Genomic DNA, 18,007 nt, shown 5'->3' with positions numbered 1-18,007 from the left:
CTCAGAAAAGTTCTACATCGCCTTCTACAGGCTTAGATTTAATATTATTTATATAGCGACTTTCTTCATCAGCCAATGTCTGATTATGCATCGCATTTAATCGTCTTACTCGCACTCGCCCACTTAATGGATAGTACAAAATTTTTCGGGGGTAAATGTCACCAATATCTTGTGACACAACCTTAAAACCTTCGGTGTATATATAATCAAATACAAAGCCAATATTGTACCAACCAACATTGGTCATTGAACTCATAATACGCCCGCCCCCAAAAACTTTAAATTCAAGCCGTTCTCGCCTTGCCCCAGAACGCAATAGCGCATTGACTAGGTTTTCCATGGCAAAGTTGCCATATCGATTAGCATCTGACAATTCAGTGCCACTATCGGCATTTTTATTGACTGGTAACATAAAGTGGTTCATTCCACCTACACCAGCCACTGGATCTCTAACACATGCTGAGATACATGAGCCAAGAACGGTATCAATACGCTCGTTTTCTTTGGTAACATAAAACTCACCAGGCAATATGGTGATGGTGTTTATGCTTTCTGCTGGGTCAACGTGTTTTTTCATAATTGAATTTAAGTTTATGTGACCGGAATTATTGGTCAATTTATTTCAAAAAAGTAAATTCAGTTTAATTGAAACAGATGACTATATAAATAATACGTTACATATTTTATGTATTACATCATTTCATGCATTACATATTCTGTGTTGAATAAAGCAATAGGCAAGCCAGAAGTTAAATATTTATAAGGATTTTATTAAGAAACTGTTTACAGCTTAATTTAAATTTACATCAATATCTTTTAGTTTATTACGTTTTTTAAGCTTTTTAGCCGCTCTACGCTTTTGAAAAAATTGACTAATCTGTTGAGAACAAGCGGCTTGATTTACCCCAGATGTAATTAACAGCTGATGATTAAGCTTAGAGTTATCAACTAAATTAAATACAGATCCTGCCGCACCCGTTTTTTCATCAAAAGCACCAAATACCACTCTTTTTACCCGAGCGTGAACCATAGCACCAGCACACATAGGGCAAGGTTCAAGCGAAACATAAAGCGTTGTGTCAATTAAACGGTAGTTGTTTAATACCTCTCCCGCTTTTTTTAAAGCCATAACTTCCGCATGTGCGGTTGGGTCATTTTGAGTAATCGATTGATTCCAACCTTCCGCAATAAGTTGATTATCTAAAACAACAATTGCTCCCACAGGCACTTCTCCAATTGCCTCTGCTTTGGCGGCCACCGTTTGCACATAGTTCATCCAAAACTCATCTTGTTGATTTTGGTTTAAGTTTTGTGGGCATTCAATTGTCTTTATCATGATTTAGCATTATTACTCGTTGAAATTTTTACATAAAAAAGGCCTTAATAAATAAGGCCTTGTTTCTTGCTAATAACTTACTTCTTATTCCCATTCAATGGTAGCTGGTGGCTTACTTGAGATATCGTAAGTCACACGAGAGATACGCGGAATCTCATTAATAATGCGACCAGAAACATGTTCTAAAAAGTCATAAGGTAAATGTGCCCAACGTGCTGTCATAAAGTCAATCGTTTCAACTGCTCGTAATGCTACAACATAATCATAACGGCGAGCATCACCAACAACACCTACCGATTTTACAGGTAAAAATACAGTAAAGGCTTGTGAGGTTTTATCATATAAATCCCATTTAATAAGCTCTTCAATATAAATATTATCTGCTAAACGTAAAATATCAGCATACTCTTTTTTAACTTCGCCTAATATACGCACACCTAATCCTGGCCCCGGAAATGGGTGACGGTACACCATATTGTAAGGTAAACCTAAGGCAACACCCAATTTACGAACTTCATCTTTAAAGAGTTCTCGTAAAGGTTCAATTAAAGACATTTCCATATCTTCTGGCAGCCCACCAACATTATGATGAGACTTAATCACTTTTGCTTTGCCTGTTTTTGAACCGGCCGATTCAATAACATCTGGATAAATAGTCCCTTGAGCTAACCATTTAACCCCTTTTAGCTTAGCTGATTCAGCATCAAACACCTCTATAAACTCACGGCCAATGATTTTACGTTTTTTCTCAGGATCTACTTCACCCGCTAAAGCCTCCATAAAACGATCTTCAACGTCGGCTCGAATCACTTTAATCCCCATGTTTTCAGCAAACATGGACATAACCTGATCACCTTCTTTATAGCGTAATAAACCGTGGTCAACAAATACACAAGTTAACTGGTCACCAATGGCTTTATGCAATAAAGCGGCTACAACCGAAGAATCCACACCACCTGAAAGACCTAACATAACTTGATCAGTACCAACTTGTTCACGCACACGAGCAATACTGTCATCAATAATATTTTCCGTTGTCCATAGTTTTTCACAACCACATAGGTCTACTACAAAACGCTCAATCATGCGTAGACCTTGTTTTGTATGGGTAACTTCTGGATGAAACTGTATGCCATAGAAATTTTTATCTTCATTTGCCATACCTGCAATTGGGCAACTTGGTGTACTTGCCATCAATTTAAAGCCATTTGGCAATGCATCAACTCGGTCACCATGTGACATCCAAACATCTAGCATGCCAAAACCTTCTGGCGTGACTTCATCTTCAATATCCACTAAAAACTTGGTATGTCCATGAGCACGAACCTTGGCATAACCATATTCATGTTCAGAGGCATTAATAACCTGGCCACCCAATTGCTGCGCCATGGTTTGCATGCCGTAACAAATACCCAATACTGGCACATTTAAATTGAAAACAATTTCGGGGGCTGAAGGGGCATCATCACCAATAACGGTTTCAGGACCACCAGATAGAATAATACCGCGTGCGCCAAAAGCCTCAACATCCTTTGCATCAATATCCCAAGGCTCTACTTCACAGTAAACGCCAATTTCGCGAATGCGACGAGCAATTAATTGTGTGTACTGTGAACCGAAATCAAGAATAAGAATACGGTGGTCATGAATATTTGCTTGTGTCATAAGTTTTCCAAATCTGAAAATATTTATTAAGAGAGAGTTTTTATAAGACTCCTAGAGAATCTAATATATTTCTTCTCATAAAACAGAAGGCCTTTGCAACAAAGCAAAAGCCTTATAGGTTTACGCTGTTATTAAAACTAAACGCGGTAGTTAGGTGCTTCTTTAGTGATTGTAACGTCATGTACATGGCTTTCAGCCATACCTGCTGAAGACACTTTAACAAATGATGGTTTTGTTTTCATGGTCTCGATATCTTTACAGCCGGTATACCCCATACTAGAACGAATACCACCTACTAATTGGTGGATAATTGCAGACAGTGGACCTTTATAGGCTACTCGACCTTCAATCCCTTCTGGTACTAATTTATCTTCTGCATTTGATGCCTGAAAATAACGGTCGCTTGACCCTGAAGGTTGTGCCATTGCACCTAAAGAACCCATACCACGATAGGATTTGTAAGCACGTCCTTGCAAGTATTCAACTTCACCAGGTGATTCTTCAGTACCGGCAAACATAGAGCCAATCATACAAGAAGATGCGCCTGCAACAAGTGCTTTAGCTACATCTCCAGAAAAACGTAGACCACCATCAGCAATCAATGGAACCCCAGTACCTTCTAAGGCTTTTGCCACATTAGAGATGGCAGTAATTTGTGGAACACCCACACCCGCTACAATACGAGTAGTACAAATTGAACCTGGTCCAATACCAACTTTTACGCCATCTGCACCAGCGGCAACTAAATCTAAAGCGGCTTCACCGGTTGCGATGTTTCCACCAATAACCTGAACACTTGGAAAGTTTTGTTTAACCCAAGAAACGCGATCTAAAACACCTTGAGAATGGCCATGAGCCGTATCGACGATAATAACATCAACACCAGCTTTAACTAAAGCCGCTACACGATCTTCTGTTTCAGCACCTGTACCAACCGCAGCACCCACACGTAAACGACCTTCGTCGTCTTTACATGCATTAGGGTGATCTGATTTTTTCATCATATCTGAAACGGTAATCATGCCTTTTAACTGAAAATCGTCATTTACAACTAAAACACGTTCAATACGGTGGTCATGAAGTAAATCTAATACAACTTGTGGGTCTTCTTTCTCTTTAACCGTAACCAGTTTTTCTTTTGGTGTCATAATTCTTGAAATAGGTTTTGACATATCGGTTACAAAACGAATATCACGACTTGTCACAATACCAACTAAATCATTACCATCCATGACAGGAGCACTTGATACACGATTCTTTTTAGTCTTAATTAAGACCTCTTCAACGGTGTCATTCACTTGAACAGTAATAGGCTCTAAAATAACGCCGTGCTCATATTTCTTAACTTTACTCACAACATGAGCCTGCTCTTCAACAGTCATATTTTTATGAACAATACCAATACCACCTTCTTGAGCCATTGAAATTGCTAAACGTGCTTCTGTAACAGTATCCATCGCAGCAGAAACAAACGGAATATTCAAAGAAATACCTTTTGTTAGTTTAGTTTTCAAAGAGACATCTTTTGGCAACACAGTTGAGTGTGCTGGAACCAATAAAACATCATCAAAAGTTAATGCATCTTGCAAAATTCTCATTTTTTTCTACCTTATATAAAACTTATAGGCTAATCAGTTATTTTTCTAAAAAAAACCAAAAAACTTCAGTAAAAAGTCAATTACGTTATATTTCATAGAGTTAGCTATAAAATCACCCTATTAATATTAGAAAAATAACGTTATTTTCATCCAATACTGGGTATTATAAAGATTGACAGGACTGGGGTAAACTTAATAACGTATACATCTATACGAAAACAGTAAAAAAAGTGTTCGTAATAAGCTTTAACATTCTGTCAATAGCGATTACAATGATAGCGACAAAATAAAAACATATAAAATATATAACAAAATATATAAAAGCTTACTTAAAGCTAAAAGCTCTTAAACCTGGAGGATACCCAATGAAAAAATTATTTATCGGAACAGCACTTGTAACAGCACTAGGCATGGGTGGTTGTACAGCAAATGAAACAACACCTACAAATTATGCAGATATTGTCAGCAGTGCTAAAGCGGCTCACGCTAAAGCCGTAGCTGTTAACGATGTTTGGAAACAGAAAAAAATGAAAAAACCTTATGTTGATACTTATTTAGATAAAGCTGAAGCTGCTAAGAAAAAAGGCGATGACGCTACAGCAATGAAATATGCTAAAGAAGCATACAAAACAGCAAACGCTGAAGTATCACAAATGGAATCGTGGAAAGGTATGAAGCCTGCTTGGGAAAAATAATCCCAATCAGTTAATTGTTATACCTTAACAACACTTTCTGTAAACCGATGCATCTGAATAGAGCATCGGTTTTTTTATATCTAAAAACCGTCTTGTCTTCCGATTATTATCTGCTTTTCCACACTCAATAAAAAACACACAATCTACAGCAAGATTAAAACACTTTATTAAAACAATTGTACTTAAGCATTGCGTTACAACAGGTATAAATTAATTTTACCAGGCCTGGTAAATCCCATACTTTTATCTAAATATTAAAAACATAAGATAAACAAATAACATCTATCAAGCCATCCAATATCAACTCAAAATTAAATCTGGTGATTCATTCACATCAAACAACTTTTATTTAATTGTTTAATTTAACCACCAATTAAGGTTTATTTATTTTCCATTGATATAAGTTGAATCATGAAACGTTGCCACCCAAGTCGGTTTTAATAAAACAAAAGCCCCTAACAACATGCCGTTTATAAATCCTTCTGGCGTTGCCATAAGAGGGATGTACATAATAAAACTCTGTTTCAAAACAGCAAAACTATGCACCTCGTTTATCAACATGATTATGGCTCCCAAACTTAGAGAAACAACCACCCCAACCGCTGCAGATAAAAAACCGTTATAAAATAGGTAAACAAAAAAATTGGCCTCTAAAAACTTAGCCCCTATTCGGTACATAAACCAAGTAACAAAGATAGGTACAACGCCCATAATGAGGGCATTGACCCCCAATGAAAGCCAGCCTAAATCAGATTCAAACACCACTCCCATTAATGCCAACAACATGGCTAATATGGCAAATTGTGGGCCAAACATGAGCACCATTAATGTCATTAACAAAAAATGAAATGTAATACCATCATGTAAACTGGCACCCATTTGCCAAACCCAAAAAACAACAACGGCCATGCCTAGCAATACATGCTGAGCACCTTTATCGCCGTCTACCTTATGCCAAGGTGCCGTTTTTAACGCCCAAATCACAATCAGTGCAAAAAATACCCAACCGCCTACAAGTGTGCCTATACCAAGGCTTTGTGCCAATAAATTCAAGAAACTTACCTCTTATTTATTTCTTTTATCATTCTTATTTGTGTCTAAATTCGTAACGATTAAAGCTTTAATAACCTATTATTGGATAAGCGTTACCGTTACAATAGGACGCATTAATTAACTATCAATAACCGCAATTATAAGCCCTAATAATAATGATTGGATTCAAAATACTCTTTGCTAACCTATATGACCTTATTTTGCTGATTGCAATTTGGTTTGTTTTTGCTATTCCATTTGTTTTATGGCAAGGCAAATCCTTTGAAGATAATCCCGTAATGGTTTTTGCTTTTCAAGTCTATATTTTAGGCATAACTTACATATACCTTACTTACTTTTGGACACAAGGGGGGCAAACACCTGGTCTGAGAACGTGGAAATTACGAATCGTAAATAAAGACAGTAGCGCCATTACCCGATATAACGCCAATTTACGTTTTATTTTTACCATTATCTTTTTTCTAATTGGCTGGATTGGATTGTTTTTACCTAAAAACCAACTTTTGCAGGATCGTTTTGCAAAGACTAAAATAGTGATTGTTGAATACAATCAATCATCACATTAAATTAAAATACCCGGCAACATCGCACTATTTTTAGCACACTTTTTTATAGGATATCAAATGGCCACTCTAATTATTCATAGCAACACACTAAACTTTGAACAGATTAAAGTCATTGAACGCTCTTACGGCCAACAAGGTAAACCCACTAAAATCAACAACCACTTTCGTATTGAGTTTGAAGAAACCCCATCACGAGAAACAGCACAATCTCTTTCAAAAGAGATTGGTGTAGATATTACTCTTTTACCAAAAGACTTTAATGCGAATGAAATTAAATTAGTGATTAGCGACATGGACTCTACTTTTATTAGCATTGAGTGCATAGATGAAATTGCTGACTATATTGATGTTAAACCAGAGGTTTCTAACATTACAGAAGCCGCCATGCGTGGTGAACTCAACTTTGAAGAGTCTTTAATAAAACGTGTTGCCTTATTAAAAGGCTTAGACACTAGCGCGTTACAATATGTTTATAGCGATCGCTTAACTCTTAACCCAGGGGCTGAAAAATGTGTTTCTGCATTACATGATTACGGCATTAAATTTGCACTGGTCTCAGGCGGTTTTACCTTTTTTACCGATCGCCTTAAAAAAACCTATAACTTAGATTACACTCGTGCAAACGTACTAGGCGAACAAAATGGTAAATTAACGGGTGACGTAGTTGGTTCGATTGTTGGCGCACAAGCCAAAGCTGATTTTTTACATGAAATATGTCAAGAATTAGAAATACAACCACATCAAGTCATTGCCGTAGGTGATGGCGCTAATGATTTAGTTATGATGAAAGAAGCAGGCTTATCGGTTGCTTATCATGCTAAACCAGCTGTTCAGCAACAAGCAAGTGTTGCACTAAATTACGCTGGCTTAGATGCTATTTTAAATTTCATTGATGGTTAATTACCCTGCCTGTAAAAAGCAAAAAGCCGAGATTTTATTCTCGGCTTTTTTGTAAGTCTTTTTAAACTCAATCAACTTAGTTTAAACGGTTACTCGTGCACATTAAAACAAGTTCTGCTCTACTTCAGCAATCGCTACCACAATATATTTACCCATTGTTGATTCAAAACCTGGCCACTGGCTAGCAACGTTTTTCATAAACGGCTTATCCATAATGATTGGTTTCATTTCAAAATCAGATAGTCCTTCTTCGTATAATGCTTCAACGCTCGTATAAAGTGTTTCCATAAACTCTTTACCTTCGTTAATTAACTTCACACTGTCTGCCGTACCATGCATAGGAATGTAATGAGTCAAGTTTAAGTCTGCTAATGCTTGCAAGCCTTTAATACTGCCTACAAAAGAACCGTCTTCCATATTGGCAATTCGACGCATTACCATATCACCGGTATACATTGTTTTATGATTGACTACTTCTACTGCAATATCCGAAACAGTGTGCATTTTGCCATAGTGGTGAATTTTAAATGTGGTGTCACCTACTGTAATTTCTTCACCCCCATTTACCATTTTATTTGGTAAAGTCATTACCGTACCAGTAATTTTGTTATTGGTGCTTTGCTGCATAAAGTCAAACCAAAACTTGTCTGCCCCATTTTTTAGGGTTGATAAACAAGTAGGGTGTGAAATAATTTCTACATTAGGGTTGGCGGCAACAAAAGCGTGGTTACCTAACCAGTGATCACCATGAAAATGGGTATTAATTACTTTAACGACAGGTTTATCAGTCACTTTTTTAATTTGGCGTAAAACCATCTCACCAATTTGAACCGAGCTACCCGTATCAATCACCACCACACCTTCTGATGTTACAACAAAGCCTGGGTTACTAAACAATCCAAAGTTATCGGGTGTTGGATAAGGCCCTAAAGCAGGAATCATATAACAATTATCAACCACTTTAACAGCGTCTACATCAGGAACCGCTGGGCCTTTAAACTCAAGATTATCCATCGCATAAAGAGGATTTAATGCCGACATTCCAGCTAAACCTACAGAAAGCCCTAAAGCAGATTTTAAAAGATCACGACGTTTCATAATTACCTCAACTCATTAAATTTTATTTCTTTATTCTATAACGTGAATATTCTATCAATTTTACCATTATTTTTAATATATTATTGCTTAAGGCATTATAAAGCACTAAAAGTTAATGATTACTATTTTAAATAGCTTTAGAATAGATTTGCTCGAAAAGATACATAAAACTTTTTAATACTTTCTTAAGTATCTATACGAATATGGTATTAAAATAACCCGTCAAACTTAACGTTAAAATCATTCAATTTAAGGGATCAATTCAAAATGGAAATACTAAAAGCCTATTTAGACATCACTATTTTTGGCATTTTAGGCATTATGGGCTTTCTTGCTCTTTGGGTAACCATTGAAAGAATTCTTTTTTATCGTGCTCTTAAACTTAATACTTTTGCGAATGCAGAACTTCTTAATATTGCACTGACTCGTAACCTAACCGTTTTATCCATTATTGGTTCTAATGCCCCTTTTGTTGGTTTACTAGGTACAGTAGTGGGCATATTAATCACTTTTTATGATATGGGCCAAAATCAATCGCTTGATACTGGCTCTATAATGATGGGGTTAGCTCTGGCACTTAAAGCTACGGCGGCAGGTATTGCCATTGCCATTCCTGCTATTGTGGCTTACAGCGCCTTACTTAGAAAAGTTGATGTCTTTAAAGCGCTATATCGTTCACAGTCAGTTAACTAGGAACAGTAAATATTATGATGGATTCTGCTCCAAAACGGTTTGACAGTATGAACGTCATTCCACTTATTGACGTTATGTTAGTTTTACTAGCCATTGTTCTTATGACTGCCAGTTTTATTGTTAAAGACAATTTAAACATTGAGCTGCCTGAAACGGCTAATACCCAAAGCTATGTACCTCAAGACAATGAAAAAGTCATGCACTTTGCTATCAATGAGAGCAATCAATTTTTTGTAGATGAAGAACCGCAAAGTTTAGAAAGCATTCAAACCTTACTCGGTACACTAAACAACAAACAAGCTATTACCTTACAAGTAGATAAAAAAACAGATTTTGGCACATTTGTTTCACTGGTTGATGCCTTTAAAGGTCACGACCTAAACAACCTCACCATACTCACCAAATCGCAAAGTGAATGAACTCACCATCTAAACTTTCTTTTATTATTGCTTTTCTCTTATACGGCTTATTTATTGCCGTAGGTTATTGGATATGGACAGAAGAGCCTTTTAAACCGCAAACTAAACCTGCTCTTACTAAAGTGCCGGTAAATTTAGCCATGTTTGCCGAACCCGTTGTACAAGAAAAACCACCCATAGAGCAACCCACGCCTAAAGTAGAGCCCGTTGTTGAAGAAAAACCTATAGAAGAAAAAGTCATAGAAAAACCGGTGGTTAAAAAAGTAAAACCTGAAGTAAAACCTAAGCCTGTGCCAAAGCCAAAACCTATCAAAAAACCGGTTAAAAAAGAAATCAAAAAGCCTATCAAGAAGCCTATTGAAAAACCACCTGTTAAAAAGGTGGTAAAACCTGTTGAGCAAGTAAAACCGAGCCCAAAACCAATTGTAACCAGTAAAGAACCTGTTAAAAACGTACCAAAAGTTGAGCCAAAAAAACAAAGTGCTCCAAGTTATAGCAAGCAACAAACCGCCGATGCAGAACAAATATATTTAAGCGCATTACGCCAAAAAATTGTGCAGTACGCTCACGATACTTATCCAAGAAGAGCTAAAAGACGTCATTGGGAAGGCGATGTAACCATTGAGTTTAACTTAATGCCTAATGGCAGGATTACGGGATTAAAAATTGTAAATAGCTCAGGTCGCACTATTTTAGACCAGGCAGCCTTAGAGATTTTTCAGGTAAAAATGGCCAATAAATTCAAACCTTTTCCTAAAGAAGTAAACCGAAAAGTTTGGCAAATTAAAGTCCCTGTTTCTTACAATTTAAGATAATTCATTTAACAGGTTTTAATGACGCATGTCACCCATCTCTTTAGCAACCTTTTCTGCCGCTCGGTTAAATAGATGAAAAACATTGTACTTAAACTCATCAGGGTTAAAGCCATATTGAACAGGATAATAAAGGCTTAATACTATTTTACTAGGCGTTTTCATCGCCACTTTTGGCATCATATGATTTGCATTCCATTCATTTGCATACACAACTAAATCATCATAATAACTCGATTTAGTCGCAAACTGCGTACGTACTTGAATACTCCACAGGTTTTTATCTTTACCAGCCATGTTAAATATCACATAGCCTATCCAGCCTTTTTTGTTCATGGTATAGAGTAAGTCGCCGTCTTTATCTACCGTATATTTAACTTTCATTTTATCTAAGGTTTTCATAACGGCCGTTTTACTTGGCTTATATAATTTTGCAGATAATGATTTTTCGCCATGCAAAGTCATCGCAACACTTGGTTGGGCAATTAACATCAACCCGCAAATACAAACTCTAATAATGACTTGTTTCAAATGTCTAAACCTTATAAATAAAATAATAAACCTAGCAACGGTACCCACTAAAAATACGTAGTTAGATTACTGTATTTGAGCTTTTATTGCTATGCTTAAAAAGAAATAAACAACACCCTTTTGTAGCAAATACAAAGCCCTTATAATTTGGTAAACTATGCCGCATTAAAAATAAAAAGGACTTTCTTGTGGACTACACGGTTCCTGAAAAAAGCATTGAAGAAGTGCAAGCAGATTTAACTAAACGCTTTATGCACTTTGAAAACCCAAAAGATCGATATAAATACCTCATTGATATGGGTAAACAATTACAAAACTTAGATGATAGCTACCAAACTGAAGAAAACCGTATTCACGGCTGCCAATCTCAAGTGTGGATTCACATTGAAGAAAACAACGGGCGTCTATTTATGCAAGCCAAAAGCGATGCCGCCATTGTTTCTGGATTAATTGCTCTACTTCTCAGAATCTACAACGGTAGAACACCGCAAGAAGTCGCCACTGCCCCATTAGAATTTTTAGGTAAAATCGGCTTATTACAACAACTGTCACCCAATCGTTCTACCGGACTTTATCACATGATCAAACGCATTCAAGCCGAAGGTCAAAAACGCATCTAAATAACGCGGCTAAATGCAATTAGCCGTTTTTAACGTTTCTTTTTACCAGGCCTGGTATATCCTGTGAGTCTTTATCATTTAAAAACACAGACAAAAGAAATACCCTCACTTTCACCCTCAAATAAAACTATCTACCTTTTAAAACACCTCTAACTGACCAACACTCATCCCGCTTTTTACGCATTTATCACCCTACTTCAACCATAAACTACATAGCAATATCACATAAAAATATAACCACTAATCCTATTTATTTACCCTTTGTAATAATCATTTTTTGTACTATTTCGTTAAAACTCACTCAAAACAAAAAATAATAACTTCTAAAAAGCCATTTAAAACAGCAATATAAGCATTGTCATAAATAAACTAGATACACTCATAAATAAAACTTGAACTTTAAAAATAAAACCTTATACTAAACAAGAATTAAATACTTTTATAAGTACATAAGGAATAATTATCATGTATAGTCGCAATAAACAAAAAGACAAGAACCCAATGGGTGGATTTTTATCAGTTAAACTATTATCAGCTGGCGTACCAATGTCAGTTTTAAGTATTATTTACACATCTCTTTCTGCCTCTATCGGTAGCGCTGTTTAATTTAAATTCTCCTCAGTCTTAATTAAACTCCTCAAATATGGCTTATGATTCCTACTCTCTTAAGCCATATTCCTAATTTCATTGCAGTCTTGCATTTACAATTCAATTTCTCCTACTATCACGATTATTCGTTCACAATATCTATTGCTAGTCATTAACTGACCAGGCCTGGTAAATTATTTGAGAACTCTATATCTCATCCACAAAGACCTGTTAGCCAAACCACACCACCAAAAACCGTGTTATAACTTTAACTATTTTTTTAAATTTCTTACTTAAAGCGAATTTAAGCTCTTTCGTTAAAATTATTTTGTGTGTATCCTAGAAATCATTGTGATTCGTTATGTAAAAAAATAAAAAGGAGTTAAACGAATGTCTTATTTGAAGGATTTTCCCAATCAAGAAGGTTTTTTTGGTGATTTTGGTGGTGCGTTTTTACCGCCTGTATTAATCCCACATTTTGCAGAAATTAATAAAGCCTATATGGAATTAGGACGATCAGCAGACTTTCTAAACGAACTCAAATACATTCGTAAACACTACCAAGGTCGCCCAACACCTGTTTATTATGCCCACAACTTAAGTAAAGAATGTGGCGCCCATATCTACCTAAAACGTGAAGATTTAAACCACTCTGGTGCACATAAACTCAATCACTGCATGGCTGAAGCCTTACTTGCCAAACACATGGGCAAAACCAAACTGATTGCCGAAACCGGTGCCGGTCAACACGGTGTTGCTTTAGCTACCGCCGCCGCCTATTTTGGTATGGAGTGTGAAATTCATATGGGTGAAATTGACATTGAAAAAGAAGCCCCAAATGTAACCAGAATGAAATTATTAGGCGCAACCGTAGTGCCAGTTTCTTTTGGTGGCCGCAGTTTAAAAGAAGCGGTCGATTCCGCTTTTGAATCGTATGTACCGCAAGCCGATACCGCTTTATTTGCCATTGGCTCAGTGGTTGGTCCACATCCGTTTCCAATGATGGTGCGTAATTTTCAATCGGTTGTTGGACACGAGGCGCGTGAACAATTTTTAGAAATGACTGGTGAACTACCCGATGAAGTCGGTGCCTGTATTGGTGGCGGTTCAAATGCAATGGGTATGTTTTCAGGCTTTATTGAAGATGAAAATGTCAGCTTAAACGGCGTAGAGCCTTTAGGCAGAGGAACCAATATTGGCGAACACTCCGCCACCATGACATACGGTAAACCCGGCATGATTCACGGTTTTAAATGCTTATTACTCGAAGATGAAGAAGGCAACCCAGCCCCAGTACATTCTATTGCATCAGGTTTAGATTACCCAGGCGTAGGGCCAGAACATTCTTACCTAAAAACCATGGGCAAAGTAAATTACCATGCAGTAACAGATGATGAAACGTTAGATGCCTTTTACAAACTTTCACGCATGGAAGGCATTATCCCCGCATTAGAAAGTTCACACGCTGTTGCCTGGGCCATGAAACACGGAAAAGCCAATCCTGGTAGCACCATTTTAATCAACCTATCAGGCCGTGGTGATAAAGACATTGATTACGTAGCCGAAAACTTTGGTACAGGTGAATAAACACCGTTCAATTTAATAACTAAGCCCCTTAATTGGGGCTTTTTTATGTCTTAAATTTAGTTGCTATTTTAAAGTTACCAGGCCTGGTAAACTTGATTCTAAGGTTTAACTTATCTTATATGTTGAGAAGCCTTTACAGATATTTATATTCCTTTGTTATTGGCTTTTAGGCTTCCCGTTACTCTTTTTACTTGCCTAAAAAGAGTAACCAAACGAAGAACTTGGCTGAAGCGAAGCGGATAGACAAGACAAAAAAGGCACCCCACTCCATAAATTGGCAAGTTCTAAACTTGTTCACTCAAATCCCAAAACTCGCTTCGCTCAAACAGTTGGGATTCTTAACCGTTCACTATGTTAAGAACATTGCACAATTTATTCCAAGGGGAATCTTGGCGTTTGTGGTTAGCTTCAACTATTAAAAACACAAATTACCAGGCCTGGCAAAACTGGAAATTCACAGCTCAAAATAACTAAAATGAAATACTGAGATAACGTAGAAAAAGCCTCCCCTCTGTAAAAAATCGCTCTTTTACTTAGCGTAGGATGCGGTTAAAGATTCCCATTGTTTGAGCGAAGCCTGCGTAGCGAGTTATGGGAATCTGAGCAGACAAGCTTAGTAAAATCGATTACGTCAGCGGGGTTCGTTTTTTGGTTACTTTTTGCCGAACAGCAAAAAGTGACGGGAAGCCAGAGCTTTGAAATTAAAGACCTATAAATATTAAAAAGGCTTCTCAATCATTGTCGTTTGAATTTTTACCTTAACACCGATTTTCTATTTTTAAGATTTACTCATTACTTTTAAATTTTGGCCATCGATTATAACCAATCTCAGGGTCGTTTGATTTATACCCCTTTATTATTTCAGCTTCTTTTTTATTTATTTCTTCAATACTGTCAGAAATTAACAATATTTCTCGACGTATCGTCGTATCCATTCTATCTTCAGGAGAGAAATCATTTTCTATTAGTTCGCTTTTTGCACTACCCCAATAATTAATACTATTGGTCAGATCTTTACCTATATATATTTTTCCATTCGGATACGTAATTTTATAGATTATTTTACTGTTTGCATTCATTTATCCATCCTACTTGTAACTTTTCTCAAAAGATATTATTACCTAGTTAAGACTTACTATAAGTTTAAACGAGCCAATTGTTCCACACAATAAAAAAGCCCCGCTAGGAAATCCTATGCGGGGCTTTGATTTAGCTTTATAAAGCGGCTAAATTAAGCGACTTTTAACTGCTCTTGTGAAGTGGCTTCTAAACGTGCGATACGGTCTGACAAGTCTGGGTGAGACTTAAATAGATCGCCGAAAGATGATTTTTTAGCCGAGATACCAAATGCTGCTAACTGCTCTGGTAATTCACCAGGCTGCATGGTTTGTAAACGACGTAAGGCCGCAATCATATTCTCTTTACCCGCTAAATATGCCCCACCATTATCGGCATGGTACTCACGGTAACGAGAGAACGCCATGGCAATCATACTGGCCAAAATACCAAATAAGATTTGCGCAACAATATCTACAACGATAAATGCAATACTGTGACCTTCTGATTCGTTTTTAAGAACGACACGGTCAACAATATAGGCTACGATTTTAGCGAAGAAGATAATAAATGTATTTAAAACACCCTGTAAAAGAGCCATAGTTACCATGTCTCCGTTTGCAACGTGAGCCATTTCGTGACCTAAAACGGCCTCTACTTCATTTTGACGCATGCTACGTAACAGACCTGTTGAAACAGCAACCATTGAGCTGTTTTTAGTCATCCCTGTTGCAAACGCATTTGGCTCAGGTGAATCATAAATTGCGACTTCCGGTGTTTTAACTCCCGCTTTCGCAGCTTGCTTTGCAACGATGTCTAGCAACCATTTTTCATCTGCATTACGTGGTTCTGTAATGACTTTTGCACCTGTTGACATTTTTGCTAAAAACTTAGACATTGCCAAAGAGACAAAAGAACCTGCAAAACCAAAAATTAAGGCAAACATAAACAAGTTGCCTAAATCTAGGCTGGTACCTTGCATATAGTTGCCTACACCCAAGATGTTCATTACTAGCATAGCAACAGCTATAACCGCAATGTTTGTTAGTAAAAATAAACCAATACGCTTCATTATTTTCTCCTTAGAAGTGTTGTGTGGTATTTATCATTTTCTTAGCTATCAATATAAGGATTTTTTATAACCTTTCAAGCTTTATTATTGTTTTTTGTATAAAAAAATATTTTGTGTTTGAATTACCAGCTCCTATAACCTTTTAATAGGTATGGAAATCCAAAAAAAACCGCATAAATTAAGCCATAATTTAAGCGGTTCAAAAGCTTCTTTAAATCGTTTCATTATTAACTGAACTTATTAGAAAGCCACTTTATTTCTTTTTAAATGCGTTTTATTTAATTTAACTCAGCTTGTCTTTTAGCATTTTATTTACTTGACCAGGATTGGCTTGGCCGCCTGATGCTTTCATGATTTGACCCACAAAGTACCCCATCATTTTCTCTTGTCCTGCTTTATAAGCTTCGACTTGTGATGGGTTATTAGCCAAGACTTCATCCACTAAAGCTTCAATTGCGCCAGTATCGGTAATTTGTTTTAGACCTTTGGCTTCAATAATTTCATCAGCGGTACCTTCACCGTTCCACATAGCTTCAAAGACTTGTTTAGCAATTTTACCTGAGATGGTGTCATCCATTAATCGGTTAATCATACCTGCTAACATTTGTGCTGAAACAGGAGACTGTTTAACCGTTAGGTTATCTTTGTTTAGCGCTGCGGCAAAACCAGATGTCATCCAGTTGGCACAAAGTTTGGCATCTTTACCTTGGGTTTCAATGACTAATTGCTCAAAGAATTCGGCCATTTCACGCGAACTGGTAAGTACTTCAGCATCGTAATCACTTAAGCCAAAGTCGGCTACAAAACGTGCACGTTTAACATCTGGCAGTTCTGGCATGGTGGCTTTAACTGCGTCAATATCCTCTTGCGTGATAATAACAGGCAGTAAGTCAGGACATGGAAAATAACGGTAGTCATTAGCTTCTTCTTTTGAACGCATAGAACGAGTAGTATCGTTTTCTGAATCGTAAAGACGCGTTTCTTGAACGACTTGCCCACCGTTCTCAATCAGCTCAATTTGACGTTCAATTTCAAACTCTATCGCTTTTTCAATAAAGCGGAATGAGTTGATATTTTTTAATTCAGTACGTGTACCAAGTGGTTCACCTGGTTTACGAACCGATACGTTAGAGTCAACACGGAAAGAACCTTCTTGCATGTTACCGTCACAAATACCTAAGTACTGAACCAGTTCGTGCATTTTTTTGGCGTAGGCCACTGCTTCTTTAGCCGATGACATATCTGGATCTGAAACGATTTCTAATAATGGTGTACCTGCGCGGTTTAAATCAATTCCACTCATGCCTGGCACAATACCGTGATTGGATTTACCAGCATCTTCTTCAAGGTGAGCACGGGTAACACCAATGACTTTTTTAACACCATCAACTTCAATTTCTAATGAACCTTGACCCACAATTGGAAACTCTAATTGTGTGGTTTGATAACCTTTTGGTAAATCTGGGTACATATAGTTTTTACGGTCAAAAACAGACTTTAAACCAATTTCAGCATTTAACGCTAAACCAAGGCTAATGGATTTATTAATCACCCCTGCGTTTAATACTGGCAACATACCTGGCATACCTAAATCAATATTACAGGCCTGGGTATTTGGTTCGGCACCATAAGCGATTGATGATCCCGAAAATATCTTTGATTCTGTGGTTAACTGAGTGTGTATCTCTAAACCAATTACAACTTCCCAACTCATTTTG

General features: G+C 36.9%; 19 protein-coding genes. 9 read left to right on the top strand and 10 right to left on the bottom strand.

All coding sequences use genetic code 11. The features are described from left to right. Position 1: 1 nt before the first annotated feature. The 4 genes from cheD to guaB form a co-directional block, all read right to left on the bottom strand. Positions 2-577, bottom strand: coding sequence for a chemoreceptor glutamine deamidase CheD (gene cheD / locus ACYQ0E_RS03765; RefSeq protein WP_460186914.1), 576 nt, complete (start codon positions 575-577; stop codon positions 2-4). A gap of 213 nt (positions 578-790) precedes the next feature. Next, on the bottom strand, positions 791-1,336 hold the full coding sequence (gene tadA, locus ACYQ0E_RS03760) for a tRNA adenosine(34) deaminase TadA (protein WP_460186913.1): 546 nt from the start codon (positions 1,334-1,336) through the stop codon (positions 791-793). A gap of 84 nt (positions 1,337-1,420) precedes the next feature. Beyond that, positions 1,421-3,001 (bottom strand): glutamine-hydrolyzing GMP synthase, encoded by a 1,581-nt coding sequence (guaA, locus tag ACYQ0E_RS03755; RefSeq protein ID WP_460186912.1) that lies wholly within the window; start codon positions 2,999-3,001, stop codon positions 1,421-1,423. 137 nt (positions 3,002-3,138) lie between these two features. Beyond that, positions 3,139-4,599 carry an IMP dehydrogenase gene (guaB, locus tag ACYQ0E_RS03750; RefSeq protein ID WP_460186911.1) on the bottom strand — a complete coding sequence of 487 codons (1,461 nt, stop codon included), beginning with the start codon at positions 4,597-4,599 and terminating at the stop codon, positions 3,139-3,141. A 365-nt stretch (positions 4,600-4,964) separates the two neighbouring features. Between guaB and ACYQ0E_RS03745 the strand changes: the two genes are divergently transcribed. Continuing rightward, positions 4,965-5,294 carry a hypothetical protein gene (locus ACYQ0E_RS03745; RefSeq protein WP_460186910.1) on the top strand — a complete coding sequence of 110 codons (330 nt, stop codon included), beginning with the start codon at positions 4,965-4,967 and terminating at the stop codon, positions 5,292-5,294. 384 nt (positions 5,295-5,678) lie between these two features. On the opposite strand, the gene ACYQ0E_RS03740 is transcribed toward ACYQ0E_RS03745, so the two are convergent. Next, positions 5,679-6,347, bottom strand: coding sequence for an energy-coupling factor ABC transporter permease (locus ACYQ0E_RS03740; protein ID WP_460186909.1), 669 nt, complete (start codon positions 6,345-6,347; stop codon positions 5,679-5,681). A gap of 155 nt (positions 6,348-6,502) precedes the next feature. Here ACYQ0E_RS03740 and ACYQ0E_RS03735 point away from each other — a divergent pair, with 155 nt between their 5' ends. Together ACYQ0E_RS03735 and serB are read left to right on the top strand one after the other, a co-directional pair. Further along, positions 6,503-6,913 carry an RDD family protein gene (locus ACYQ0E_RS03735; RefSeq protein WP_460186908.1) on the top strand — a complete coding sequence of 137 codons (411 nt, stop codon included), beginning with the start codon at positions 6,503-6,505 and terminating at the stop codon, positions 6,911-6,913. 57 nt (positions 6,914-6,970) lie between these two features. Beyond that, positions 6,971-7,813, top strand: coding sequence for a phosphoserine phosphatase SerB (gene serB / locus ACYQ0E_RS03730; protein ID WP_460186907.1), 843 nt, complete (start codon positions 6,971-6,973; stop codon positions 7,811-7,813). 102 nt (positions 7,814-7,915) lie between these two features. On the opposite strand, the gene ACYQ0E_RS03725 is transcribed toward serB, so the two are convergent. Beyond that, positions 7,916-8,911, bottom strand: a complete 996-nt coding sequence (locus ACYQ0E_RS03725; RefSeq protein WP_460186906.1) for an MBL fold metallo-hydrolase — start codon at positions 8,909-8,911, stop codon at positions 7,916-7,918. Positions 8,912-9,178: 267 nt separating this feature from the next. Between ACYQ0E_RS03725 and exbB the strand changes: the two genes are divergently transcribed. Genes exbB through ACYQ0E_RS03710 form a run of 3 tightly spaced genes read left to right on the top strand, consistent with a single transcriptional unit; the run spans position 9,179 to position 10,838 of the window. After that, on the top strand, positions 9,179-9,604 hold the full coding sequence (gene exbB / locus ACYQ0E_RS03720; protein ID WP_460186905.1) for a TonB-system energizer ExbB: 426 nt from the start codon (positions 9,179-9,181) through the stop codon (positions 9,602-9,604). 14 nt (positions 9,605-9,618) lie between these two features. Then, positions 9,619-10,023 carry a biopolymer transporter ExbD gene (locus tag ACYQ0E_RS03715; protein ID WP_460186904.1) on the top strand — a complete coding sequence of 135 codons (405 nt, stop codon included), beginning with the start codon at positions 9,619-9,621 and terminating at the stop codon, positions 10,021-10,023. Then, positions 10,020-10,838, top strand: a complete 819-nt coding sequence (locus ACYQ0E_RS03710) for an energy transducer TonB (protein WP_460186903.1) — start codon at positions 10,020-10,022, stop codon at positions 10,836-10,838. The genes ACYQ0E_RS03715 and ACYQ0E_RS03710 overlap by 4 nt, the downstream gene beginning before the upstream one ends. Positions 10,839-10,853: 15 nt before the next feature. Here the strand turns inward: ACYQ0E_RS03710 and ACYQ0E_RS03705 are convergent, their stop codons facing one another. Continuing rightward, positions 10,854-11,366 carry a YbjN domain-containing protein gene (locus ACYQ0E_RS03705; RefSeq protein ID WP_460186902.1) on the bottom strand — a complete coding sequence of 171 codons (513 nt, stop codon included), beginning with the start codon at positions 11,364-11,366 and terminating at the stop codon, positions 10,854-10,856. Positions 11,367-11,554: 188 nt separating this feature from the next. Between ACYQ0E_RS03705 and ACYQ0E_RS03700 the strand changes: the two genes are divergently transcribed. The 3 genes from ACYQ0E_RS03700 to trpB all read left to right on the top strand — a co-directional run bounded on the left by ACYQ0E_RS03700 (position 11,555) and on the right by trpB (position 14,161). Beyond that, positions 11,555-11,986, top strand: coding sequence for a SufE family protein (locus tag ACYQ0E_RS03700; RefSeq protein ID WP_460186901.1), 432 nt, complete (start codon positions 11,555-11,557; stop codon positions 11,984-11,986). Between the two features lie 465 nt (positions 11,987-12,451). Beyond that, positions 12,452-12,592 (top strand): hypothetical protein, encoded by a 141-nt coding sequence (locus ACYQ0E_RS03695; protein ID WP_460186900.1) that lies wholly within the window; start codon positions 12,452-12,454, stop codon positions 12,590-12,592. Positions 12,593-12,964: 372 nt separating this feature from the next. Next, the gene (gene trpB / locus ACYQ0E_RS03690; RefSeq protein WP_460186899.1) at positions 12,965-14,161 is read left to right on the top strand and encodes a tryptophan synthase subunit beta; all 1,197 of its coding nucleotides are present in this window, start codon (positions 12,965-12,967) and stop codon (positions 14,159-14,161) included. A gap of 785 nt (positions 14,162-14,946) precedes the next feature. Here trpB and ACYQ0E_RS03685 read toward each other — a convergent pair. The 3 genes from ACYQ0E_RS03685 to gatB all read right to left on the bottom strand — a co-directional run bounded on the left by ACYQ0E_RS03685 (position 14,947) and on the right by gatB (position 18,003). Beyond that, positions 14,947-15,240 (bottom strand): GIY-YIG nuclease family protein, encoded by a 294-nt coding sequence (locus ACYQ0E_RS03685; RefSeq protein WP_460186898.1) that lies wholly within the window; start codon positions 15,238-15,240, stop codon positions 14,947-14,949. Positions 15,241-15,392: 152 nt separating this feature from the next. Then, positions 15,393-16,289: a protease HtpX gene (gene htpX, locus ACYQ0E_RS03680; protein ID WP_460186897.1), complete on the bottom strand. Its 897-nt coding sequence runs from the start codon at positions 16,287-16,289 to the stop codon at positions 15,393-15,395. 283 nt (positions 16,290-16,572) lie between these two features. Then, on the bottom strand, positions 16,573-18,003 hold the full coding sequence (gene gatB, locus ACYQ0E_RS03675; protein ID WP_460186896.1) for an Asp-tRNA(Asn)/Glu-tRNA(Gln) amidotransferase subunit GatB: 1,431 nt from the start codon (positions 18,001-18,003) through the stop codon (positions 16,573-16,575). Between the last annotated feature and the right edge of the window lie 4 nt (positions 18,004-18,007).

The organism is Thiomicrorhabdus hydrogeniphila, assembly GCF_054656895.1.
Note: the sequence above shows the minus strand (reverse complement) of the source record. Positions and strands in the feature narration are given on the sequence as shown.

Excerpts from the sequence above, each read along its gene's own strand:
- cheD (WP_460186914.1), bottom strand. The coding sequence starts at position 577 with ATGAAAAAACACGTTGACCCAGCAGAAAGCATAAACACCATCACCATA.
- tadA (WP_460186913.1), bottom strand. The coding sequence starts at position 1,336 with ATGATAAAGACAATTGAATGCCCACAAAACTTAAACCAAAATCAACAA.
- guaA (WP_460186912.1), bottom strand. The coding sequence starts at position 3,001 with ATGACACAAGCAAATATTCATGACCACCGTATTCTTATTCTTGATTTC.
- guaB (WP_460186911.1), bottom strand. The coding sequence starts at position 4,599 with ATGAGAATTTTGCAAGATGCATTAACTTTTGATGATGTTTTATTGGTT.
- ACYQ0E_RS03745 (WP_460186910.1), top strand. The coding sequence starts at position 4,965 with ATGAAAAAATTATTTATCGGAACAGCACTTGTAACAGCACTAGGCATG.
- ACYQ0E_RS03735 (WP_460186908.1), top strand. The coding sequence starts at position 6,503 with ATGATTGGATTCAAAATACTCTTTGCTAACCTATATGACCTTATTTTG.
- serB (WP_460186907.1), top strand. The coding sequence starts at position 6,971 with ATGGCCACTCTAATTATTCATAGCAACACACTAAACTTTGAACAGATT.
- ACYQ0E_RS03725 (WP_460186906.1), bottom strand. The coding sequence starts at position 8,911 with ATGAAACGTCGTGATCTTTTAAAATCTGCTTTAGGGCTTTCTGTAGGT.
- exbB (WP_460186905.1), top strand. The coding sequence starts at position 9,179 with ATGGAAATACTAAAAGCCTATTTAGACATCACTATTTTTGGCATTTTA.
- ACYQ0E_RS03715 (WP_460186904.1), top strand. The coding sequence starts at position 9,619 with ATGATGGATTCTGCTCCAAAACGGTTTGACAGTATGAACGTCATTCCA.
- ACYQ0E_RS03710 (WP_460186903.1), top strand. The coding sequence starts at position 10,020 with ATGAACTCACCATCTAAACTTTCTTTTATTATTGCTTTTCTCTTATAC.
- ACYQ0E_RS03695 (WP_460186900.1), top strand. The coding sequence starts at position 12,452 with ATGTATAGTCGCAATAAACAAAAAGACAAGAACCCAATGGGTGGATTT.
- trpB (WP_460186899.1), top strand. The coding sequence starts at position 12,965 with ATGTCTTATTTGAAGGATTTTCCCAATCAAGAAGGTTTTTTTGGTGAT.
- ACYQ0E_RS03685 (WP_460186898.1), bottom strand. The coding sequence starts at position 15,240 with ATGAATGCAAACAGTAAAATAATCTATAAAATTACGTATCCGAATGGA.
- htpX (WP_460186897.1), bottom strand. The coding sequence starts at position 16,289 with ATGAAGCGTATTGGTTTATTTTTACTAACAAACATTGCGGTTATAGCT.
- gatB (WP_460186896.1), bottom strand. The coding sequence starts at position 18,003 with ATGAGTTGGGAAGTTGTAATTGGTTTAGAGATACACACTCAGTTAACC.